Origin of the sequence: Sporosarcina sp. A2, assembly GCF_050858885.1 — a bacterium.
Lineage (GTDB): Bacteria > Bacillota > Bacilli > Bacillales_A > Planococcaceae > Sporosarcina.
In genome coordinates this window covers 1,089,339-1,111,390 of sequence record NZ_CP193898.1, presented here as the reverse complement: position 1 = coordinate 1,111,390, position 22,052 = coordinate 1,089,339, and the positions used below count along the sequence as shown (strand labels likewise).

Annotated in this window: 24 protein-coding genes; 1 reads left to right on the top strand and 23 read right to left on the bottom strand. The window is 40.8% G+C overall.

Translation table 11 applies throughout. The features are described from left to right. Window positions 1-18: 18 nt before the first annotated feature. The 9 genes from ACRPI0_RS05200 to ACRPI0_RS05160 form a co-directional block, all read right to left on the bottom strand. Complete coding sequence (locus tag ACRPI0_RS05200; protein ID WP_432355228.1) at window positions 19-828, bottom strand: Nif3-like dinuclear metal center hexameric protein; 810 nt, start codon at window positions 826-828, stop codon at window positions 19-21. Continuing rightward, window positions 825-1,523: a tRNA (adenine(22)-N(1))-methyltransferase gene (locus ACRPI0_RS05195; protein WP_432355227.1), complete on the bottom strand. Its 699-nt coding sequence runs from the start codon at window positions 1,521-1,523 to the stop codon at window positions 825-827. Before ACRPI0_RS05195 ends, ACRPI0_RS05200 begins: the two co-directional genes overlap by 4 nt. A gap of 144 nt (window positions 1,524-1,667) precedes the next feature. Then, window positions 1,668-2,039, bottom strand: coding sequence for a cytochrome c550 (gene cccA, locus ACRPI0_RS05190; RefSeq protein ID WP_432355226.1), 372 nt, complete (start codon window positions 2,037-2,039; stop codon window positions 1,668-1,670). A 145-nt stretch (window positions 2,040-2,184) separates the two neighbouring features. Continuing rightward, a complete protein-coding gene (locus tag ACRPI0_RS05185; protein ID WP_432355225.1) occupies window positions 2,185-3,327 on the bottom strand; it encodes an acyl-CoA dehydrogenase family protein in 1,143 nt (380 codons plus the stop codon). Between the two features lie 84 nt (window positions 3,328-3,411). Further along, the gene (locus ACRPI0_RS05180) at window positions 3,412-3,969 is read right to left on the bottom strand and encodes a hypothetical protein (RefSeq protein ID WP_432355224.1); all 558 of its coding nucleotides are present in this window, start codon (window positions 3,967-3,969) and stop codon (window positions 3,412-3,414) included. Window positions 3,970-4,027: 58 nt separating this feature from the next. Further along, window positions 4,028-5,146: an RNA polymerase sigma factor RpoD gene (rpoD, locus tag ACRPI0_RS05175; protein WP_432355223.1), complete on the bottom strand. Its 1,119-nt coding sequence runs from the start codon at window positions 5,144-5,146 to the stop codon at window positions 4,028-4,030. A gap of 33 nt (window positions 5,147-5,179) precedes the next feature. Beyond that, window positions 5,180-6,991: a DNA primase gene (dnaG, locus tag ACRPI0_RS05170; RefSeq protein ID WP_432355222.1), complete on the bottom strand. Its 1,812-nt coding sequence runs from the start codon at window positions 6,989-6,991 to the stop codon at window positions 5,180-5,182. 165 nt (window positions 6,992-7,156) lie between these two features. Continuing rightward, window positions 7,157-7,999, bottom strand: a complete 843-nt coding sequence (locus tag ACRPI0_RS05165; RefSeq protein WP_432355221.1) for a pyruvate, water dikinase regulatory protein — start codon at window positions 7,997-7,999, stop codon at window positions 7,157-7,159. A gap of 10 nt (window positions 8,000-8,009) precedes the next feature. Beyond that, entirely contained in the window at window positions 8,010-8,639 is a 630-nt protein-coding gene (locus tag ACRPI0_RS05160) for a helix-turn-helix transcriptional regulator (RefSeq protein WP_432355220.1), read from the bottom strand. Window positions 8,640-8,966: 327 nt separating this feature from the next. On the opposite strand from ACRPI0_RS05160, the gene ACRPI0_RS05155 reads away from it, so the two are divergent. Continuing rightward, on the top strand, window positions 8,967-10,346 hold the full coding sequence (locus tag ACRPI0_RS05155) for a glycine--tRNA ligase (protein WP_432355219.1): 1,380 nt from the start codon (window positions 8,967-8,969) through the stop codon (window positions 10,344-10,346). Between the two features lie 22 nt (window positions 10,347-10,368). On the opposite strand, the gene recO is transcribed toward ACRPI0_RS05155, so the two are convergent. From recO to deoC, 14 genes are all read right to left on the bottom strand, one after another. Next, window positions 10,369-11,154 carry a DNA repair protein RecO gene (gene recO, locus ACRPI0_RS05150; protein ID WP_432355218.1) on the bottom strand — a complete coding sequence of 262 codons (786 nt, stop codon included), beginning with the start codon at window positions 11,152-11,154 and terminating at the stop codon, window positions 10,369-10,371. Window positions 11,155-11,182: 28 nt separating this feature from the next. Further along, window positions 11,183-12,091, bottom strand: a complete 909-nt coding sequence (gene era / locus ACRPI0_RS05145; RefSeq protein ID WP_432355217.1) for a GTPase Era — start codon at window positions 12,089-12,091, stop codon at window positions 11,183-11,185. Next, complete coding sequence (locus ACRPI0_RS05140) at window positions 12,078-12,485, bottom strand: cytidine deaminase (RefSeq protein ID WP_432355216.1); 408 nt, start codon at window positions 12,483-12,485, stop codon at window positions 12,078-12,080. Before ACRPI0_RS05140 ends, era begins: the two co-directional genes overlap by 14 nt. Before the next feature lie 18 nt (window positions 12,486-12,503). Then, entirely contained in the window at window positions 12,504-12,854 is a 351-nt protein-coding gene (locus ACRPI0_RS05135; RefSeq protein WP_432355215.1) for a diacylglycerol kinase family protein, read from the bottom strand. A 4-nt stretch (window positions 12,855-12,858) separates the two neighbouring features. After that, window positions 12,859-13,329, bottom strand: a complete 471-nt coding sequence (ybeY, locus tag ACRPI0_RS05130) for an rRNA maturation RNase YbeY (RefSeq protein ID WP_432355214.1) — start codon at window positions 13,327-13,329, stop codon at window positions 12,859-12,861. 21 nt (window positions 13,330-13,350) lie between these two features. After that, window positions 13,351-15,480 carry an HD family phosphohydrolase gene (locus ACRPI0_RS05125; RefSeq protein ID WP_432355213.1) on the bottom strand — a complete coding sequence of 710 codons (2,130 nt, stop codon included), beginning with the start codon at window positions 15,478-15,480 and terminating at the stop codon, window positions 13,351-13,353. Window positions 15,481-15,533: 53 nt separating this feature from the next. Continuing rightward, entirely contained in the window at window positions 15,534-16,490 is a 957-nt protein-coding gene (locus tag ACRPI0_RS05120; RefSeq protein WP_432355212.1) for a PhoH family protein, read from the bottom strand. Further along, window positions 16,491-17,585: a sporulation protein YqfD gene (locus tag ACRPI0_RS05115; protein ID WP_432355211.1), complete on the bottom strand. Its 1,095-nt coding sequence runs from the start codon at window positions 17,583-17,585 to the stop codon at window positions 16,491-16,493. It abuts the gene before it with no gap. Next, a complete protein-coding gene (locus ACRPI0_RS05110) occupies window positions 17,575-17,832 on the bottom strand; it encodes a hypothetical protein (RefSeq protein WP_432355210.1) in 258 nt (85 codons plus the stop codon). Before ACRPI0_RS05110 ends, ACRPI0_RS05115 begins: the two co-directional genes overlap by 11 nt. Window positions 17,833-17,888: 56 nt before the next feature. Further along, window positions 17,889-18,419, bottom strand: coding sequence for a hypothetical protein (locus ACRPI0_RS05105; protein WP_432355209.1), 531 nt, complete (start codon window positions 18,417-18,419; stop codon window positions 17,889-17,891). 38 nt (window positions 18,420-18,457) lie between these two features. Then, the gene (gene floA / locus ACRPI0_RS05100) at window positions 18,458-19,462 is read right to left on the bottom strand and encodes a flotillin-like protein FloA (protein WP_432355208.1); all 1,005 of its coding nucleotides are present in this window, start codon (window positions 19,460-19,462) and stop codon (window positions 18,458-18,460) included. Next, the gene (locus tag ACRPI0_RS05095) at window positions 19,459-20,769 is read right to left on the bottom strand and encodes an NfeD family protein (RefSeq protein ID WP_432355207.1); all 1,311 of its coding nucleotides are present in this window, start codon (window positions 20,767-20,769) and stop codon (window positions 19,459-19,461) included. Before ACRPI0_RS05095 ends, floA begins: the two co-directional genes overlap by 4 nt. 289 nt (window positions 20,770-21,058) lie before the next feature. Beyond that, window positions 21,059-21,232 (bottom strand): 30S ribosomal protein S21, encoded by a 174-nt coding sequence (gene rpsU / locus ACRPI0_RS05090; protein WP_025784794.1) that lies wholly within the window; start codon window positions 21,230-21,232, stop codon window positions 21,059-21,061. A 99-nt stretch (window positions 21,233-21,331) separates the two neighbouring features. After that, window positions 21,332-22,000, bottom strand: coding sequence for a deoxyribose-phosphate aldolase (deoC, locus tag ACRPI0_RS05085; RefSeq protein WP_432355206.1), 669 nt, complete (start codon window positions 21,998-22,000; stop codon window positions 21,332-21,334). Between the last annotated feature and the right edge of the window lie 52 nt (window positions 22,001-22,052).

The window sequence follows — 22,052 nt, the reverse complement described above, 5'->3', positions numbered from 1 at the left end:
CGAGTGACAGGGGATTTTTCAAATAAATGTAAAAGGCTCCGTATTAATTTCCGACTGTATGAATTCTACTCTGTACTTATGCTCGTTACAAAGATCGGTCATTTTTTCTGCTACACCTTGAATCATCACTTTTTCCACGTTATGACCAGGATCTATAACACAAAGATTAATGGCTTCAGCATCTTGAGCTACGTGGTAATATAAGTCCCCTGTAACTAAGACATCAGCACCTGCACGTTTTGCGGGGAAGATATATTTGTTGCCATCTCCTCCAAGTACTCCCACCTTGCGAATGACACGGGTTTTATCTCCTACCATCCGAACTGCTGGTACTTGAAGTTTTTCTTTTACAAAACGTGCAAATTCCTCAAGCGTCAACTCTGTTTCAAGCTTTCCAACACGCCCAATTCCATATTCTACATCATTATATGTAGCTGTTCGTTCCAAGAGTTGAATGTCTGTAAGCCCTAACTTTTCAGCAAGCATATCATTTACACCGCCATTGGCGATATCCAGATTCGTATGGGCTGCATAAACGGAAATGTCTTTCTTAATACATTTTTCAATCATTCTGCCTTGAGCTGAATCTGTCCAAATGTGCTTTGCCGGTCTAAACAAAGGAGGATGATGAGCAATGATAAGTGTAGCACCTTTTTCAATCGCTTCATCAACCACTGCTTCGTTCACATCTAATGTGACCAACACTTTTTCAACACTCCGGTTCAGCTGTCCGATATGTAGTCCAATCGGATCCCCTTCCATAGCCAATTTCTTTGGAGACCATTCTTCAAATAATTGGATGATTTCATGACCATTGACGTTTTTCACGACTTCAACACTCCTTCTATCAGTTCCTTTGTTTGGAGCAACTGGAGATGCTTGGCCTGTGTTTCATCAGTTAGCACTGAATTAGATAAGGCAGTAATCACGCGTTCGATTTCTTTCAGTTCACTTTGCCACTTTTCTATAAAAATAGGTGAGCATGCTTTTAGAAGAACCGGGCCCATCAAAAGTTCCTTTGGGGAATACGCAAGATTCCCACGTTCTAGCACAAGTACCTCATAGATTTTATGGTCTTCTTTCAGAATGGCTTCATCGATAACTCTCCATGAATTACTGACTGCCCACTCCCGAATTGCAATTGCATGAATGTTTGGTTGAACTATGATTCGTCGAACGCTCTCTAGGTTTTCTACACCATTTTCTAAGATTGAGCTAATTAGTGTTCCACCCATTCCAGCAATAGTTACCGTATCAACACCGTCTTCAGGTAAAATTGCTTGTAATCCATTTGCAAGGCGGACAGTAATCTGACTCGTCAAGCCTTCCTTCGCCACGTTCCGTTGTGCGGATTCAAATGGCCCCTTAACAACTTCTCCTGCAATTGCTCTTTGAGTTTGACCATTCTGAACTAGCCAGCAAGGTAAATATGCGTGGTCGCTTCCGATATCTGCTACCACTGTTCCTGCTTCAACAAATGATGCGACTAGTCGCAATCGTTCTGATAAATTTTTAGCGTTCACTCTCTTGTTCCACCTTTCAGCAGGCGCAACCATTTGCGCCGACTTCTTCCATTCATCTTATCGAAAAATAGTGTGTTTTGCACGTATCAAACAAAAGAGCAACCAGGTGGCGGAAAACCGCCACACCGATTGCTCTTCAAGTTATCATTTCAATGTAAGAATGTACTCGACCATTGCATCAATGTTCTCGTCTTCAATAAGTCCAGCAGGCATTCCGCCTTTACCGTTCTTAATGATTTCGTGAAGTGCTTTAGCGTCTTTGTCTTCACCGTGAAGGTTAGGACCCACTCCGCCTTTTAAGTCTCCACCGTGACATCCGATACATTTTTGCTGAGTAACAGCTTCAGCGTCGAATTCAGCAGATGCGCCTTCATCTTTCGTGCCTTCTTCAGTTGCTTCGCCATCAGCATCGGCAATTTCTTTTTGTTGATCAATACCATACATGGACATGAAGAAAATGAGTCCGATACCTAATGCGAAAATCAAAATATAAGGAACAACAGGATTTTTACTCAACGAACTTAACCTCCTTCACCAGAAACTATTCTGTAGTATATAGTGCACATCTCTTATTGTACTGTATTCTTGCTGAAATCGAAAGACTTATCAATAGACTTTTCTCTTTTGTGACAAATTGGACATACTTTGTGAAGTTTTTTAGTTAACAGCCGATTTGTCTTGCTATCACCATGTGTTGAACTTCTGAAGTTCCTTCACCTATTTCCAAAAGTTTTGCATCGCGCATATACCGCTCTACTTCATATTCACGCATATATCCATACCCACCGTGTATCTGGATTGCTTCATCAGCCACTTCCATTGCAATTTCTGACGCATACAATTTACACATTGCCGCTTCTTTTGTAAATGGCTTGCCCTCATCTTTCATCCAAGCGGCTTTATAGACCATATTACGAGCAAGCTCAATTTTCATCGCCATAGCGGCTAATTTAAATTGAGTCACTTGGAACTCTGATAACGACTTCCCGAACTGCTTCCGTTCTTTCGCATATTGCATGGCTCTATCATAAGCAGCTTGCGCAATCCCCACCGCCATTGCGCCAATACCAATTCGTCCACCATCCAATGTGACGAGGAATTGTCTGAATCCGTTTCCTTTTTTACCAAGGAGGTTTTCTTCAGGGACTTGAACGTTATCAAGAACGAGTTCGGTAGTGTTTGAAGCATGTAGCCCCATTTTTTCATAGTTATCAATCACTTTGAATCCTTCTGCATCTGTTGGTACGATAATTGCACTAATTTCTTTTCCACCATTCTCTGTTTTCCCTGTAATTGCTGTCAATGCAAGGTTTTTCGCATAACTTGCATTCGTAATATACACTTTAGAGCCATTGATTGTATAAGTTCCATTTTTAAGTTTCGCAGTTGTTTGTGTTCCACCAGCATCCGACCCCGCGTTCGGTTCAGTAAGACCAAATGCTCCAAAGGAAGTCCCTTCACAAATCGGACGTAAATAGGATTGTTTCTGCTCTTCAGTTCCGAATAAATTCAGTGGTGCTCCCCCAAGCGATATGTGAGCTGAATAGGTGATCCCAGTAGATGCACATGCACGACTCAGCTCTTCCGTAACGATCGCAAAACTGATTGTGTCTGCTCCAGCACCACCATATTCTTCCGAAAAGGGCAGCCCCATCATTCCCATTTCGGAAAGCTGCTTAAAGATTTCCACCGGAAACTCATTAGTGCGATCTCGCTCAATTGCTCCGGGTGCAACCACTTCGTTAGCAAATTCTCGAATTGTTCGTTGGATCATTTGTTGCTCTGATGTTAAATTGAAATCCATTATGACATCCCCTTTTTTGTGAACGCTTACAAGTTCCATTATACAGAATTAGCGGATAGTTTAACAGAAAAAAAGGATTTCTGCTCAGTAGGAAATGAGCAAAAATCCAATAATCATTAGCAAACCGGCAGTACCGGAGATTGAAAAATATAATAGTTTTAACATACGACCTGCAAACAGCCATAAAATACTATTCAACATAAGAACACCTAATAATAACATGGTTTCTCCTTCAAAGAATACAAACCATACCTTCAAAGAAATACCGAGTAACATAAATGCGGCAATAATATATGTAAAAGGAATAAGTGCAGAACGAATGGGCTTACTCATCAAAAGTCTTATTAGCAAACCAAGTACAAATATTGAAGCTAGACCGATCATAAGTACGGGATGACCACTAATCAAAAGCATCAGCGCGAAAACTCCTGCTGCTAAAATAGCCAATAGAACAATTTTCTTGACTACTAATGAGCGCTCCTTTTCAAGAACGCCTTTTTCAATCGTTTGGTCAGCTACTTCAGTTGCTTCACCTTGTGCATACAATGTAATTAGAAAATCACAATAGTGTTCTGGTAACAATCGGTTTTTCTTCCAATAATGGATTTCCGAAATTATGATTCGTTTACGCTGTACATTCAAAAACGCTCTTCCCTTCTACTGAAAAAAGACACCAGGAGTGTTTACCCGGTGCCAGTTGTCATTCTAAAAAGTCTTTCAGGCGCTTACTACGAGATGGATGGCGCAATTTACGAAGCGCTTTTGCTTCAATTTGACGAATACGTTCACGTGTTACTCCAAAGACTTTACCAACCTCTTCTAACGTTCTTGTTCTACCATCGTCTAAACCAAAACGAAGTCGAAGAACATTCTCTTCACGGTCAGTTAATGTATCAAGTACATCTTCCAATTGCTCTTTTAACAATTCATAAGCTGCATGGTCAGAAGGCGACTGTGCTTCAGAGTCCTCGATGAAATCACCTAAGTGCGAGTCGTCTTCTTCCCCAATTGGTGTTTCCAACGATACTGGCTCTTGAGCGATTTTAAGAATTTCACGCACTTTTTCTGGAGTAAGTTCCATCTCTTCGCCAATTTCTTCTGGAGACGGCTCTCTTCCAAGATCCTGCAATAATTGTCTTTGTACACGAATAAGTTTATTAATGGTTTCAACCATGTGAACAGGAATTCGTATCGTTCTTGCTTGGTCAGCGATAGCACGTGTAATCGCCTGACGAATCCACCAAGTTGCATACGTACTGAATTTAAATCCTTTTGTATGGTCAAACTTTTCAACCGCTTTAATAAGACCCATATTACCCTCTTGGATCAAATCTAAAAACAGCATTCCTCTACCTACGTAGCGTTTTGCAATACTAACTACAAGTCGAAGATTAGCCTCTGCTAAACGTTTCTTGGCTTCTTCTTCACCAGCAATGATTCGTTTTGCTAGTGCAACTTCCTCTTTACCGGTAAGTAAGTCAACACGGCCTATCTCTTTCAAGTACATGCGGACAGGGTCATTAATCTTCACACCTGGTGGAACGCTCAAGTCATTCAGATCGAATCGTTCCTCCTCTGCTGACGGTTTTAGTGGCGTCTCTTCAGAGTTGTCTTCTTTACCTTCCATTTCAATACCAGCTGCCTCGATTTGATCGAGGAACTCTTCAAACTGGTCAGGCTCCATCTCAAAAGTAGCCAGTTTCTCAGTGACTTCCTCTATTGTCAATTCGCCACTCTTTTTACCCGTTTCAAGTAAAGCAGCTTTGACTTCCTCCAACGTTGTCTCTGTTTCTCCAGTTAGTTCCTCTTTTTTAGCCATAATAACCTGTTCCTCCTTAGTACGCCGGTCGGCTTACATTGCCGATAATGATTTCCGGAGCTGTATGATCTCACGCGCTAGCTCTAACGCTGCGGATTGATCGTTCATTTTTTCTGCATCTTTAGATTCATGCATTTTTTGTGTAATGATTTGTTGAATTCTGTATTTCTTCAAATGGTTTGTGCAATCGCCTACTTCTCGTTCTGTATGTTCTGGATCACGTTCAACGACAGCAGCTTCAAGCACGATTCTACGTAAACCGCGTTCCTCGATCGTTTCAGCGAATCGATGGAAGTCGGGTGCTCCATATTGTTCATAAAATCCTGCTAAACGTATATAGAGCGTCTGATAGTCATCATGTACAAACAATTCTTCTTGTCGCTGTTGAATGGTGTCGAATAATGACCCATCATGTAGCAAATGGCCAAGAAGTAAACGTTCTGCACGTTCTGTAGCAGACATAGTATTTTTCCGTTGCGGTATCACCGGCAATCGGGGCTCGGAAAAGCTGTCAGATTGTTCCTTTCTGACAGCTTTTCCTGTGGCTTTTGCATACTGTTGTTCAAGAGCATCTACAGAAACGTTGGTATCTAACGATAACTGTCTTAACATCATGTCTTTTTCAACAGGAGCTAAGCTACCACCAAGCTCTTCCATCACTTCGTGGATATATTGAAGGACGTCATTCTCATGCGTTAAGTTTTTCGATCTCTTTGCATATTCCATAATGAAGGACATAAAGGTATGAGGACGTTCAAGAATTTTCTCTTGAAATGCTTCAATTCCATGTTCTGAAATATAATCATCGGGATCCATCTTATTGGGAAGTACTGCAATCTTTAGTGAAAATCCTTTTTGCAATACAAGTCCTGCAAAGCGTTTAGAGGCTTCCCATCCTGCATTATCTCCATCACAACAAATAATCAAGTCATTTGTTATTCGCTTCAACTTGATGAGTTGAGTATCAGACAATGATGTTCCCATGACTGCAACAGTATTCTCAACACCGTTACGGTCTGCTGATAGTGTATCCATAAATCCTTCGAATACTATTACATTACCCTTTTTCCGAGCATTGAGACGTGCTCGGTGAAAATTGTACAGCAATTTCCCTTTTTCGAATATTGGGGTTTCTGGACTATTTAAATACTTTGCTTCCTTCTCGGACTTTTCAAGCACTCTGCCAGAGAACCCGACTATTGTACCATGATCGTCATAAAGTGGAAACATGATTCTGCCTCTGAACCGGTCAAAGTGTCCTGTGCCATTATCTCGTTGAATGACAAGTCCTGCTTGTACCATATCATTCATATCGAATCCTTGGCGTTGTAAGAGAGAAGAAAGTGCCTCCCAATCATCAAGCGCCCATCCAATACTATACTTTTCGATGTTTTCTCTTGTAAACCCTCTTTGTTCAAGATATTGATATGCTTTTTCGCCTTCTACTGTATTTAAAAGAAGGTGATTATAGAAGTTTGCCGCGAATTCATGAGCTTCATACATTTGTTTATGAGCGACATTTTTTTCTTGTCTACTTCCCATCTCAACAGAGGCATCAATTGGAATATCGAGTCGTTCTGCAAGCTGCACAACTGCTTCTGTAAATGGACGATTATCAATATCCATTACAAACGTAATTGCGTTTCCGCTAGCACCACAACCAAAACAGTGAAAAAGCTGCTTTTCCTCAGATACTGAAAAAGAAGGTGTACTTTCTCCATGGAACGGACATAGACCAAACCAGTTCTTCCCTCGCTTTGTCAGACGAACGTGTTCACCGATGAGATCGACTATATCTGTTTTAGTGCGTATTTCTTCTATTGTCTGTTCAGGTATCTTCGACATGCTATCACCATCTTCACTGTCTATAAATTCGATGTATCTTTCAAAAAACCCTTTTAATTCGACAAATTTTTTATTTTTCTCCGAAACTGCTATTTTACAGGAAGGTTTATTGGAATACTAGTAAAATAGCCAAATGAATAACGGACGAAAAAAGAGGGACCAGCCTTAACGATGGAGGTCCTTCCGAATACGTTCAAATTCTCGATTATTCATCTGCGACAATATCACATTTGCGGTCTCCTCGACTGCGCGATTGGACACATCAATTACAGTACAGCCAATCTTATTGACGACTTTGTTAAAGTGGAGTATTTCTTCTTCAATTCTATCGATTTTTGCGTAACTCGCATCATCTTTAAGACCTAATGCGATTAGCCGTTCTTTACGAATTGAATTTAAAATCTCAGGAGAGATAACAAGACCAAAACATTTACTAGGATCTATATTATATAACTCAGCAGGAGGCTCTACTTCAGGAACTAGTGGTACATTCGCAACTTTGAATCGTTGGTGTGCTAAGTACTGAGAAAGTGGAGTTTTAGAAGTTCTTGAAATTCCCACTAAAACAATATCTGCATTTAAGACCCCGCGCGGATCTCGTCCATCATCATACTTCACAGCGAACTCGATTGCTTCAATCTTGCGGAAATAATCATCATCCAACTGTCGGACTAAGCCTGGCTCTTCAATCGGTCTTTCACCAAGTACATGCTCAACCGATTTCATAATCGGCCCTAATAAATCCACGCATTGAACGTTATGTTGTTCACATTCAAAAATGAGTGCTGCTCGCATATCACTTCTCACTAACGTATAAACAATCACTGCCTGCTGTTGTTCAGCGAGCCAAGCAATTTCCGTTAACTGACTTTTATCTTCAATATGAGAAAATCGCTTCATCGATACTGTGTCGAGATCTTGACGAAATTGACTGGCTGCTGCCTTTGCTACTAATTCTGCCGTTTCGCCGACTGAATCTGAAACGATAAAAAACTTGAGTTTATTCATAGGACTCACCTCATAGCTCATGATCTTGTGCAAGCGTTAAAAATGCTGCAGTGATATTTGTTTTAGTAATTCTACCTACAATTTCTAATTCCTCAGTTCCTGTTCCAATAACAGGTAACGAGTCAATTTGCTTATCGATCATCTTGCGAGCTGCAGATAATAGTGTGTCCTTTTTGTGACAATAAACAATGTTGGGCATTCGAGTCATAATCACATGCACTGGTATTTTCTCTAACTCCGTATTTCCAATACTTGTTCTTAACAAATCTTTTCTCGAAAGAATTCCTGTTAAGCAGGCTTTATCATCTACTACAAACAACGTGCCAACGTCTTGTAAGAACATGTGACAAATCGCATCATAAACCGTGCTATGTTCTGTTACGACTGCAGGAGTGGATTGGAAATCTCCTACTTTCATTCCAATCATTTCGTCTCCCACAGAGTGCACTTGCTTCTTGCCTGAGTAGAAATAACCGACACGTGGGCGTGCATCCAAAAAGCCTGCCATTGTTAAGATGGCGAGATCTGGTCGTATGGTAGCTCTTGTTAAACTTAACCGTTCCGCAATATGCTCTCCGGTAATAGGTCCGTCCGCCTTGACGATCTCCAAGATCTCCGTCTGGCGCTTATTGAGTTCCATCTATGTCACCGTCCTAAGCGTTCAATTAAACAAATCTCTCTACAGTATATATCAAAAGTAGTTCTATTGCGAAGAATCACGAACCATGCTAAACTAAATGCAACATTTGAATAGGCAAAGAAAGGTCTATAAGTACTGTCACATAAAGCGAACGAGGATAGTGAGAGCTCGTACTCGACAAGAAAAGGCAACCTGGAGCCATAGTTAGTTTTAAAGAGGACTGTTCAAGTTAGGCAGTCAATCGAGGTGGAACCGCGGGGCATTACGCACCCGTCCTCGGACATATATGTCCGGGGATGGGTGCTTATTTTAATTGGAGGGATTTTTATGTACACAATGGAACAAATTGTTAACGTTTCGAAACAAAGGGGATTCGTATTCCCTGGATCTGAAATCTACGGAGGGCTTGCAAATACTTGGGATTACGGTCCACTCGGCATTGAACTTAAAAACAATATCAAAAAAGCTTGGTGGAAAAAATTCGTTCAAGAGTCTCCTCATAACGTAGGTCTAGATGCTGCAATCTTAATGAATCCGAAAGTTTGGGAAGCGTCTGGCCATATCGGTAACTTCAACGATCCTATGATCGACTGTAAAAAATGTAAGACACGTCATCGTGCTGATAAGCTGATTGAAGATGCACTTGATGCTAAAGGAATGGAAATCGTCGTAGACGGCATGCCATTCGAAAAAATGAAAGACTTGATTATTGAACATAATATCGTTTGTCCTACATGCTCTGCTTTGGACTATACGGATATCCGTCAGTTCAACTTGATGTTTAAAACAACTCAAGGGGTTACGGATTCTTCGGCTAACGAAATTTACTTGCGTCCTGAGACAGCTCAAGGTATCTTTGTAAACTTCAAAAATGTTCAGCGCTCTATGCGTAAAAAACTTCCATTCGGTATTGCTCAAATCGGTAAAAGTTTCCGTAACGAAATCACACCAGGTAACTTCACATTCCGTACTCGTGAATTCGAACAGATGGAACTTGAATTCTTCTGTAAACCAGGTGAAGACGAAGAATGGTATGCGTTCTGGCGTGACGCTTCGAAGAACTGGTTACTTGACCTAGGTCTTACTGAAGAAAATATGCGTCTTCGTGAGCATAATGACGATGAACTCTCTCACTACTCCAAAGGAACAGTTGATATCGAGTTCAAATTCCCGTTTGGCTGGGGCGAGCTATGGGGAATTGCAAATCGCACAGACTTCGACCTAAAGCGTCATATGGAATATTCCAACGAGGATTTCCATTATCAAGACCCAATCACGAATGAAAAGTTTGTCCCTTATTGTATCGAGCCTTCTGTAGGTGCAGACCGTGTAACTCTTGCCTTTTTATGTGACGCATTTGACGAAGAAATACTTGAAGGCGATGACAAACGCACAGTTATGCGTTTCCATCCTGCGTTAGCACCTGTTAAAGCTGCTGTATTGCCGTTATCGAAGAAGTTGGCAGATGGTGCAGGAGATGTATATGCAGAACTATGCAAGCACTTCTCTGTGCAGTATGACGACTCTCAGTCTATTGGTAAAAGATATCGCCGCCAAGACGAAATCGGAACTCCATTCTGTATCACATATGATTTTGATTCCGAAGAGGATCGACAAGTGACAGTTCGTCACCGTGATTCAATGGAACAAGTTCGCTTGCCGATTGAGGAACTGAAAGCATATATCGAAGAACGTATTGCATTTTAATAAAAAAACCGGTAGATCCAGATTATTCATCTGAATCTACCGGTTTTTCTTTTGGAGGTAATAAGCTAGGGGTACGATCAAGCTGATCTAGAAAAGCACGTGATTTCAATCGTATGCCAACTTGTTCATCATAAATTTGACGAACCAACTTTTTCATAAATTGTTTTGTCGACTTTTTTAATGTAAGAGAACCCACTTGAGGGATTGGTACCGTTGCAAATGTTCGAATTAGCTTTAATTGCGCGGGAGTAATCCTAACAATATAAGGGTCGGTATGAAAACATCGATGACAAAGAAATCCGATTTCCTTAAAAGAAAATGCAAACTCACCTTCCACAGATCCGCATGACGCACATTGATGCAATATAGGATGAATACCAGCTACGGGAAGCATCTTCCACTCCACAAATAGCGCAATCGCTTCTGGATCATATCCTTCATTAATTGCATGTAATGCATCATATAATAAGTTGAAGATACCCGTTGAACGCTCTCCGTCTTCCGTCAATCTATCCGTCAATTCTACGACATAACTCGCATAGGCAGTGGCCTCTAAGTCTTCTCTAATATGGCGCATAGAATTAATGGGCTCGCCTTGTTCAAGGGACCCCATCCCTTTACCAGTGCGTAATAAAAAAGAGCCATACACAAAGAGTTGCGTTATCGACGAGAGACGACTTGCTGGCTTCTTAGCTCCCCGCGCCATCGCAGTTAACTTGCCAGCTTCTTTCGTTAAAATCGTCACAATTTTATTCGTCTCGCCGTAGGGCATCGTCCGCAACACGATCCCTTCCCATTTGTTCATCATGACGTTCGCCTCCACTAGTGTGTGACGATCAGTATTCGTCGTCGCGGAAGCCGAATTCTTTCAGCTGTCCAGGTTTGTTGCGCCAGTCTTTTTGTACTTTGACCCAAAGTTCAAGGAACACTTTTGTGCCAAGTAACATTTCGATATCACGACGCGCCTTGGTACCAATTTGCTTTAATAAAGCACCTTGTTTACCAATGACTATGCCTTTTTGTGAATCCCGGTCCACAATAATTGTTGCCATGACGTTAACAATATTTTTACCTTCATCTCTAGCTATTTTTTCAATGACTACTGCGACTGAATGCGGAACTTCTTCTCTCGTAAGGTGTAGAACCTTCTCGCGAATCAATTCTGAGATGATGAAGCGTTCAGGATGGTCAGTTACTTGATCATCTGGATAATATTTAGGTCCTACCGGAAGATACTTACCGAGAGTCTCCATTAATCGATCTACGTTATTGCCGTTAAGTGCAGACAATGGAACGATTTCTGCAAAATCGTATTCGTCTACATAGGATGTAATGATTCCTAATAAGTCATCTGGGTGAACAAGATCGATTTTATTGATAACTAAAAAGACGGGTGTTTCCGTGTTTTTCAACATTTCAATTACAAAACGATCTCCAGGACCAATTTTTTCGTTCGCATTCACCATAAACATAATAACGTCTACTTCTTTTAACGTATTCTTTGCAGATTTCACCATGAAGTCGCCTAATTTGTGCTTTGGCTTATGGATTCCTGGCGTATCAATAAATACGATTTGAGAACTATCACTAGTAACAACACCTTGCACTTTATTTCGTGTTGTCTGTGGCTTATCACTCATGATAGCAATTTTCTGGCCAACTACTTTGTTCAAAAATGTAGATTTCCCTACATTTGGACGGCCTATAATTGAAACGAATCCTGACTTAAACTCACTTGGTGCCATATTCGAGATCCTCCTTACGAAACGCACCTGGTAGTAATTCTCCAACGGTAGTTTCTGTTACATCACCTTTTAAATTTGTCAAAAAGACCGGCATGTCCATTGAGCAAAACTCTGAAATCACTTGACGACAAGCTCCACACGGAGAAATCGGTCCCTCTGTATCTCCCGTTACAGCAAGCGCTTTAAACGTTCGAATGCCACTTGAAATAGCTTTAAAGAACGCAGTCCGCTCAGCACAATTCGTCATACCATAAGCGGAGTTTTCAATATTACACCCTTCAAATACTGTACCATCCTCTGATAGCAAAGCTGCCCCTACAGGAAACTTTGAATAAGGTACATACGCATTTTCCATGGCATGTTTTGCATGTTCCATTAATTGTTGTTTGTCCAAAACTTCCACTCCATTCATTTACATCAGCCACTTCGGTAAAAAGATTAGCATTCCAATTATCGCACTTGCAATCGAAAACACAAGTACAGCACCCGCTGCGAGATCTTTTGCTTGTTTAGCTAATGGATGTATTTCTTGTGTTACTAAATCTACGACACGCTCTATAGCAGCGTTTAATAGCTCTAAAGCAATCATCAGACCGATGATAGCTGTTAGGATGATCCACTCTATTTGCCTTAACCCTGTAGCTGCACCTGCAACGATTACTAGGATCGCTGCAACCACGTGAAACTTCACATTCCGTTCTTTTGTAGCACCGTGCACAATACCCATCCATGCATACGTAAATGCCTTAAAGAATGTCCTCATCGATTTACCTACTAAGACCGAACGACTGTAAAATCGCATCTTGTCGACCGAACATTTTCTTTTCGTCATCTTCCGTCATGTGATCATAGCCAAGCAAATGCAAGAAACCATGTAACGCGAGAAAACCGATTTCTCGTTCTAATGAATGTCCGTACTCTTCAGCCTGTTTCTGAGCTGTTTGGACGGATATTAACAAATCTCCTAAGTGCCTTGGCATATCTTCCGCGCCGATAATCGGTGCTTCCCCATCGCCCTCTTCTTCCAAAGCGAACGATATGACATCTGTCGCTTGATCTTTCCCACGATAATCACGGTTCACTTCTCGAATTCCTGCATCATCTAAAAATGTCACAGACAGTTCTGTGCCGTCTTCAAGACCTTCTTCATCCGATGCAAAAGATAGAAGTTTTTGGATGAGCTGTTCTGCAACTTGACCATTGCCATCTATTTCATCGATAAAATCAATTTCCAACATACTGCTCCCTCTTCCTTATACTTATTTCGGGTATTCGATTCTACTATGGAATATACCATTTAATGTTTCACAAATCACTTGTTCGACAAGACGGATCTCTTTCATAGATAGATCACATTCGTCAAACTGTCCATCATTTAACTTTTCTTTAACGATCGATTGAACTAGTGCTGATATTTTCTCAGGAGTAGGTTCTTTCATCGATCGAACTGCTGCTTCGCAACTATCTGCAATCGAAATAACAGCAATCTCTTTTGTTTGAGGTTTAGGACCGAAATATCTAAAATCATCTTCTACCACGTCCTGACCCTGTTCTTTTGCTTTAATGTAAAAGAACTTCAAAAAGCTTGTACCGTGATGTTGTCGTGCAATATCAATAATTTGATGTGGCATCTTTTTTGACGCTAATATTTCTGCACCGTCTCCAGCATGAGCGATAATTATATCTCTACTTTCTTCAGGAGATAACTGATCGTGCGGATTAACACCATGCTGATTTTCGATGAAATATAAAGGTCTCACAGTTTTACCGATATCATGATAGTAGCTTCCAACTCTTGCTAACAGGCCGTTTGCGCCAATCGCTTCGCATGCAGCATCTGCTAAGTTCGCTACCATGACACTATGGTGATATGTTCCAGGAGTTTCGGTTAGCACCTTTTTAAGGAGCGGGTGGTTGGGATTCGATAATTCAATGAGACGCATATCAGATACTACTCCGAATATGGACTCAAAGAAAGGTAATAATCCAATAGTCAGCGCTGCTGATAGAATCGCAGAACTAATTGCAGCAATTGTATAAAATACGATTTCGGATAGGGTGTAGCTAGATTGCGTCATCAATAAATAAAACGCGACATACAGCAAATTCGCAATTGCTACTGCCACACTCGTTCTCATAATAGTTAAACGTCTTCCTTTTTCACCTAGTACCAGTAATGCAGTCGTCCCGCTTAAAAGGAAGTATAAGACGACTTCCATTTGCATAATAGAAGTGACTCCTTCTTGTAAAACGAGTCCACTTGTCGCAGAAATCATAACTACTAATAGAATTGCTAGACGTTCATTTGTTAGAAGTTTAACGAGTAATGGAGCCAATGCAGCTGGAAATAGGAATGATACCTGAACATCAAATTCCTTTTCTAATACTCCAGTTAACTTCATCATAATCACAATTAAGAAGAAAATTGAATAGAAAATCAACAAAGCCTTCTTCAGCGTCTTTTTGTCTTCATGACGTGACATAAAGTGAATGTAGACAAGTCCTGATAAAAGAACAATTAAACAAATTAATGCAAGGATTGGTTTGATAGAGGTCTGGTTTGTCAAAAGTCCCGTAATTTCAAGTTGACGATAAATTTCTTTATCAATCACTTGTCCTTCCCTTACGATAACTTGTCCTTGCAATATACGAGTAGGTTCTATACTTTCTCTCGCTTGCTTTATCCGTTGATCAGTTAATTCTTCGTTGATCATTTCAGTCGGAACCAATAACGGTCTTACTAGCTGAATCATCGTCTGGACTTGTCCGTCTGGTATAGACTGAGATGTTCTAATTTTACGTTCAGCATCATATTGGACTACAGATATATCTTTCGCTCTAATGGGTTTTGACAATTCATCCGCTACAATTGTGGTGAGTTCAGAACGCATTTCCAGTAGTATTGCCTCATTTTCAGTGAGCAGGCCAGATAAGACGGCTTCATTAAAGTAAAAATCGGGTTCTGTTTCTCTCAGTTCTTTAAGCTTTTTATTCACTTCTTTAACCGCTGCTTTTAAGCTTGCTGGTGAAACGATTTCTTCTTCTTCTTCTTCTACGGATAGCATACTTCTTTTAACTTCTAGTATATAGTCGAAGAGTGAAGCTGCAATCGATTGTCGATTCGTTGATATCTCATCGTTAAACTGATAGACGGGTGGTTGTTCTTCTATAACCCGTTGCCGTTCTTCTTCAGTTTTCACCGAATCCTCAACCGTTTTTAACGAACGGATTGTACTAGGTGAGATTTGAAATGGTGTAAGCTCATACGTTTCCGGCCTCACATCATCATATACAAGGAAAAAAAGAATGATTGCTGATAATCCTATGACTAGCCATGCAGTGACATAGAATTTTAAGGACTTGATAAGTTGGATCAACGGCTTTAACATCCCTTGAATCCCCTTTCAGTCAAAAATTAAAAAAGTATGTAGGGAGCAGCCCGTTAGGACTGCTCTTCTTCGTATGCATCGATAATTTTTGCAACAATCGGATGTCTGACCACATCTGCTGGTTCTAGGTATTGGAAGTGGATTTCACGAACCTTCGAAAGAATTGCTTCTGCGGCAACTATTCCTGACTTCACGCCCTTAGGCAAATCGATTTGCGTCTTATCCCCTGTAATGACCATCTTAGAACCGAATCCTAATCGGGTTAAAAACATCTTCATTTGAGCATGGGTTGTATTTTGAGCTTCGTCGAGAATAACAAAAGCATCATCAAGTGTACGTCCTCTCATATAAGCAAGTGGAGCTATTTCAATAGTCCCCCGCTCAATAAGACGCTCTGTATGCTCAGCACCTAACATATCGTGAAGCGCATCGTAAAGTGGACGTAAGTATGGATCCACTTTATCTTTCAGGTCACCGGGTAAAAACCCTAAACTTTCTCCAGCTTCAACTGCTGGTCGTGTTAATATAATACGTTTAGCCGATCCTGTTTTCATAGCATGAACTGCTAGGACAACAGCTAAATATGTTTTCCCCGTTCCAGCAGGTCCAATACAAAACGTTAAATCATTCTGCCGGATTGCTTGAACATATTCTCGTTGACCGATTGTTTTAGCTCGAATCACTTTACCTTTACTGTTGCGAGCAATTTCCACATCATATAACTCAGCAAAGTATTCAATAGTACCATTATTCACCATTTCAATAGCGGTTGCAACATCTCGTTGGTTAATTTGAATCCCTTTACGAATAACTTTTAAAAGTTGTTCTAAAAGCTGTTTCGCAGACTCTGAATTTTCTTCAGAACCCTTGAGTGATATCGTTTCACCTCGCGAAAGTACAGTAACGGAAAGATTTTCTTCAATTAGCTTAATGTTTTGGTCGGAAATACCAAGTAGCATAATTGCTTCGTTTGGATCTTCTAAATGAAGTTGAAGTTGTTGTTCACTCAATCAATCGTCTCCCCCTTGGGATAATGGTCTTTTCACCGCAATATTTTCATTGATCAAAAAAAGTATAGTCCCTGTTACTTTATCATTGTCAAACGTCACCTGTAAAATATTTTCATCCTTGATTTCCTTTTCAAAAGAGGTTTCAGACAGCAATTTATGTTTCAATAGAGGAACTAAAAACTTTTTCTCCATACCTTTTTCTAAAGTTAAGGTTCGAATAGGTTCATCTTTTATTTCATTTAACTTTACGACTTTCCAAAAAGGTTGTGAACTCGCTGTCTTTTTCATCCAAGGTAAATTCCATTCTAACGACATGCTCGTTTGCCCTAGTGAACGGTATTCAATAGTTTTAGGCAAGGAGAACTTGTATTCCAACCAATAATCAGCGAAGACAGCTCCTTCAGCACCTACAATTGCCACCTTGTCACCTTGCTCAAGTATGCCTGTCGCGAGCAGGTCGCCTTTTTTAACCGTTTGATGAATTCTTGCGACTCGTTCTCCGCTTTTTAACTGGAACCCCGTTACAACCCCGCCTGTACGCGCTGCGAGCTCGCTGGGTTTACCGTCCTTAGCAATCTTGTTCGTAGTTTTAGGTGACATCATAGGAACTATAGTTAATGTCGTTCCTTTCTTCTCGAATCTCACCCATGACAACTCAGGCTCTTCTGTCATAATTAAGCTACGTATTCTCCCTTCATCAGGAAGCTGGCGCAATAAACTCATTGGGACAACTGATGCCTTTTCCAGCTTTGCTTCAATTCTCTCAGCGACTTCAGGATACTCAGCATCTACATTGACTTGCCACAAAAACAGAGATGCCACAAAAGGAATAGCACATAGTAATAACGCAATCCAGGAATGAAACAGTCGGTTCATAGGCGTCTCATCGTCTAATCGGACCACACGGACTTTCACTTGATGACGTTTTCGGTTTGTACGAATATAACGAACGCCCGAACCATCCGTTTGAAACCAAATTGTCCCATCTATGTGTTCCAGATTTTTGACCCTTTTCTTATCGCGAATTAGTTCATTGACAAGGTTTGCAGGTTTTCCCATTCCACTTAGTTCAATATCGTATAACTTACGTTTCATGCGTTTCTCCTTTCTTCAAATCTTTGGTGATCCGAAGTTCATGGAGCTCTGTAAAGGAGAGTAACGCGGATTGTGCCAACAACATATCGAAATGAATATCCGTTCCGCTTATTTCAATTTTGTAGCCTTCTTTTCGAATCATCGCATAGCCATCAGTAATTTTAACAAGTTCATAGCCACCGAGTATTTTCAGTGAGGATAATTCTTCAATCGATATTAAAGAACCCATTTCAAATAGTTTTCTCAACGCATTGACCCCCTATACCATTCTTATGCTCGGTAAAGGGGGTCAATGCGTACTATTTATCGTTTAGATTTTGGAGGTCCAAGTATCTCTGAAAATACAATCCCTTTTAAGACATCACGTTTATTAGTTATGTCGACATGAAGGAATTCGTTTTCTGCTAGCATCTGTTGCTCTGGATTGTGCATAGAAAGTCTACCTGAACTGCGATCACTCGCTTTTCTTGAAGGACGAGAAGTTTGAGAGATTTCAGGCCTTTGTACAGGAACCTCAGGTATCTTAAAGGGTTCAATCGAATTCTGCTGTTCGCTTGGAGCTTTTCGCTGATCCTCTTGAATTTCTTTATAGATTTCACCTGTCAGTTCTTTTAGTCTTTTAAATGGATCCATCTGTTCTGACGAGGATGCCTGTCGAGCTTGTGGAGCCTGCGACCTTTGTGGCATCGGTTGTCTTTGTGGTATAGGTTGGTTCTGAGGTACCTCATTGGTTCTAGAGGCTTCTTGTTTTTGCTTTTGAGCCTCGCCCTTATTCTTTTTATTGAATAACGTACTGAGAAGTCCTATTGCAATTAGAATGATAATTTGTTCCATCAGCACATCCCCTTTCCGGGAAGTTGCGTCCGCACTGTTTAGTTTTTAGGCTTATCGTTCTGATCTTCAGAACCGCTGACTTTACCGATTGAATCTCTCATTCCGGTATCAGCTTGAATATTTTTATAGTTCATATAATCCATCACGCCGATATTTCCAGTGCGAAGTGCTTCTGCCATAGCGAGTGGTACTTCCGCTTCAGCTTCCACAACCTTAGAGCGCATCTCCACAACTTTAGCTTTCATTTCTTGCTCACTAGCAACAGCCATTGCCCGACGTTCTTCTGCTTTGGCTTGAGCAATATTCTTATCTGCTTGTGCTTGTTCAGTTTGCAATTCCGCACCAATGTTCTTACCGATATCAACATCAGCAATATCGATTGAGAGAATCTCAAATGCTGTACCAGAGTCTAATCCTTTTGTAAGGACTGTTTGTGAAATCAAGTCCGGATTTTCTAATACTTTAGCATGGTTAATTGAAGAACCGATCGTAGAGACAATACCTTCACCAACACGTGCTACAATTGTTTCTTCACCCGCACCACCAACAAGGCGATCGATATTGGCACGAACGGTAATACGAGCTTTTGCTTTTACTTCAATACCGTTCATTGCAACACCCGCAATGAATGGTGTTTCAATAACTTTAGGGTTTACAGACATTTGAACAGCTTGCAATACGTCACGACCTGCAAGGTCAATTGCTGCAGCACGTTCGAATGTTAGTTCAATGTTAGCACGCTGAGCCGCAATTAATGCGTTTACAACGCGGTCAACGTTACCACCAGCTAGATAGTGACTCTCTAGCTGATTAATCGTAACTTCTACTCCAGCTTTATGTGCTTTAATAAGTGGGTTTACTACACGACTTGGAATAACCCTTCTTAAACGCATTCCTACAAGTGTCAAAATACTTACTCGAACGCCTGCTGAAATTGCGGAAATCCACAATGCAACTGGTACAAACGTAAAGAAAACCGATAATACGATAATCGCAAGAACTGCGATTACTACAATCCCAATTAAACTACCATTGATAATCATTCATTTCCCTCCATTTCTTGAAGTTCACGAACAACCGTCCGAGATCCTTCAACTTTCACTATCTTAACATGCTTTCCTTTATCAATGTAGTTTCCTTCAGAAACCACATCAATACGCTCCCCATCCATCACAATTGCTCCTGACGGACGAAGCGGTGTTAGAGTAACTGCTGTTTTCCCAAGCCAGTCAATACGGTTTACGTTTGAGACATACCCGCTCTCTGTATCCGTAGCATCCATTAAGATCATTCTGTTCAACAAATGCAGCTTTTTCCCAAAGAATTTCATGATAACCACCATCCCCGTTGTAGCAATTATAAGTGCAATCAGCACCGATATTGCCATATATGCAGGATTTGCTCCTGCCATTATAATACTACCGGTGACAGCGACTGCACCTGCTACTCCTGCAATACCATGTGGCAAGAACAACTCTGCTACAATCAATCCGGCACCTAGAAGAAACAATAGTATTGCTTCATAGCCCGCTAACCCTGCAATCAAGTGCCCGTAGAAAAAGAGCAATAATGCAGAAACACCCATTGTACCGGCTACACCGAATCCAGGTGAATAGAGCTCAACAATTAACCCTAACCCTGCAACGGAAAGCAAAATTGGTACAACAACCGGATTGGTAATGAATCGGGCAATCTGCTCACTGAACGTTGGATCAGTTGAAATTATTGTAGCATTTTCTAAGTTGAGCGTTTTCAACAATTCATCGTAATTAGCGATAGTCCCCTCACTATATCCTACTTCTGAAGACGCAGCTTCCTTATCCGTTAATGTTAAAAGTTCGCCTTTTCCTGCACGGTATTCTGGTAGGTCCACTTCAGGGTTTGCCATTGCGAGCGCAAATTTCGAGTCTCTGTCGTGCGATTCAGCTGCGGTTTTCATTTCCGCAGACCAAGCACTCTGAGCTTTTTTGTTTGCTGCATTCCCAGAACCATCAATAACTGCGGCTGCTCCTATAGTAGAATTTGGAGCCATATAGATTTTGTCTGCATGAAGTGCAAGAAAAGCGCCCGCTGATAGTGCACGTTTGTTAATGTACGCGACAACTTCAATTTCCGTATCATCCATTAACTTTGCGATTTCACCAGCTGTATCTGTAAAGCCCCCTGGTGTATTAATGTCCAAAATAATAACATCAGCACCTGCTTTTTCCGCTTCACCGAAAGACCGCTTCAGAAATGCATAAAGTCCTTTTTCTACTTCTTTATGCACAGGAACTTTGTAAACGGTTTCAGTTTTCGCGATCGACGTAGCCGAAAACGGAAATGCAACTGCTGATACTATAAGTGTCAAAAGCAGAAATCCTCTAATGAGCTTCTGCAAAAATCCCACCTACTTTCTAAGATGATTGTTCCTCAAGTATACCTATTGTACGAACGAAACACACGTAAGTTTCACTATCCGAAAAGTTTATCGCAAAAAGATTAGTTGTATTCAACTACAAGATCACCTATGAAAATACTTATTGAGAACATGAACTTAAATTTACACAAAAAAATAAGTCGGAAAATCCAAGGGATTTTCCGACTTACGCGCATTTTACTGGTTTAACGTTGCTTTAAGCAAACAATATAGGAGTTAATCAGAATTTGCGTTTACGAGCAGCTTCAGATTTCTTTTTACGCTTAACACTTGGCTTCTCATAAAACTCATGCTTTCTTACGTCCTGAATCGTACCACTCTTTGATACAGTACGTTTGAAGCGGCGAAGAGCATCTTCAAGTGATTCGTTCTTACGAACAGTTGTTTTAGTCATCTCTTGTCCCTCCCTCCGAACACACTTCGAACATAGCATACTGCTATGTACTCAAAAATTATACCGCATTTATTTCTATCAGTCAATAAAAGATTTAAATTAATAGTCGGATTTTGACTGAAGACCATTCATAATTGCTACACCGGAGCTCGCACCAATTCGAGTTGCTCCAGCTTCTTTCATCGCGGTCAAATCCTCTAAGCTACGAACGCCCCCAGAAGCTTTAACTCCCATAGAAGGTCCTACAGTGCTACGCATCAACTTTACATCGTCTGCAGTTGCGCCGCCTGTCGAAAAACCTGTCGATGTTTTCACGAAATCCGCTTTTGCTAACACAGCTAATTCACAGGCTGTACGTTTTTCTTCATCAGTTAATAAACATGTTTCAATAATTACTTTAACAATGGCTTTATCTGCAGCTGCGTGGACTACTGCTTCAATGTCCTGTTGAACATATTTAGTATCGCCACTTTTCAAAGCTCCGATATTGATAACCATATCAATTTCTTCTGCACCATTTTCAATAGCATTCGTTGTTTCAAATGCTTTTACTTCAGAAGTTGTCGCTCCGAGCGGAAAACCAATAACTGTACATGTTTTCACAGAAGTACCTTTTAGTTCTTCAGCAGCTGTTTTCACCCATGTTGGGTTTAAACAAACTGATGCGAAGTTATATTGCTTAGCTTCTTTACAAAGCTCCAACACTTGGTCTTTTGTTGCATCTGCTTTTAATAGCGTATGGTCAATCATATTTGCGATTGAATTCATTTTAGGACCTCCTCGAGGATGTACGTACCTCTTACATCATAGCAGAACCATG

Excerpts from the sequence above, each read along its gene's own strand:
- ACRPI0_RS05185 (WP_432355225.1), bottom strand. The coding sequence starts at position 3,327 with ATGGATTTCAATTTAACATCAGAGCAACAAATGATCCAACGAACAATT.
- rpoD (WP_432355223.1), bottom strand. The coding sequence starts at position 5,146 with ATGGCTAAAAAAGAGGAACTAACTGGAGAAACAGAGACAACGTTGGAG.
- dnaG (WP_432355222.1), bottom strand. The coding sequence starts at position 6,991 with ATGTCGAAGATACCTGAACAGACAATAGAAGAAATACGCACTAAAACA.
- ACRPI0_RS05165 (WP_432355221.1), bottom strand. The coding sequence starts at position 7,999 with ATGAATAAACTCAAGTTTTTTATCGTTTCAGATTCAGTCGGCGAAACG.
- ACRPI0_RS05160 (WP_432355220.1), bottom strand. The coding sequence starts at position 8,639 with ATGGAACTCAATAAGCGCCAGACGGAGATCTTGGAGATCGTCAAGGCG.
- ACRPI0_RS05155 (WP_432355219.1), top strand. The coding sequence starts at position 8,967 with ATGTACACAATGGAACAAATTGTTAACGTTTCGAAACAAAGGGGATTC.
- recO (WP_432355218.1), bottom strand. The coding sequence starts at position 11,154 with ATGATGAACAAATGGGAAGGGATCGTGTTGCGGACGATGCCCTACGGC.
- era (WP_432355217.1), bottom strand. The coding sequence starts at position 12,091 with ATGGCACCAAGTGAGTTTAAGTCAGGATTCGTTTCAATTATAGGCCGT.
- ACRPI0_RS05135 (WP_432355215.1), bottom strand. The coding sequence starts at position 12,854 with ATGAGGACATTCTTTAAGGCATTTACGTATGCATGGATGGGTATTGTG.
- ybeY (WP_432355214.1), bottom strand. The coding sequence starts at position 13,329 with ATGTTGGAAATTGATTTTATCGATGAAATAGATGGCAATGGTCAAGTT.
- ACRPI0_RS05125 (WP_432355213.1), bottom strand. The coding sequence starts at position 15,480 with ATGTTAAAGCCGTTGATCCAACTTATCAAGTCCTTAAAATTCTATGTC.
- ACRPI0_RS05115 (WP_432355211.1), bottom strand. The coding sequence starts at position 17,585 with ATGAAACGTAAGTTATACGATATTGAACTAAGTGGAATGGGAAAACCT.
- ACRPI0_RS05105 (WP_432355209.1), bottom strand. The coding sequence starts at position 18,419 with ATGGAACAAATTATCATTCTAATTGCAATAGGACTTCTCAGTACGTTA.
- floA (WP_432355208.1), bottom strand. The coding sequence starts at position 19,462 with ATGATTATCAATGGTAGTTTAATTGGGATTGTAGTAATCGCAGTTCTT.
- rpsU (WP_025784794.1), bottom strand. The coding sequence starts at position 21,232 with ATGACTAAAACAACTGTTCGTAAGAACGAATCACTTGAAGATGCTCTT.
- deoC (WP_432355206.1), bottom strand. The coding sequence starts at position 22,000 with ATGAATTCAATCGCAAATATGATTGACCATACGCTATTAAAAGCAGAT.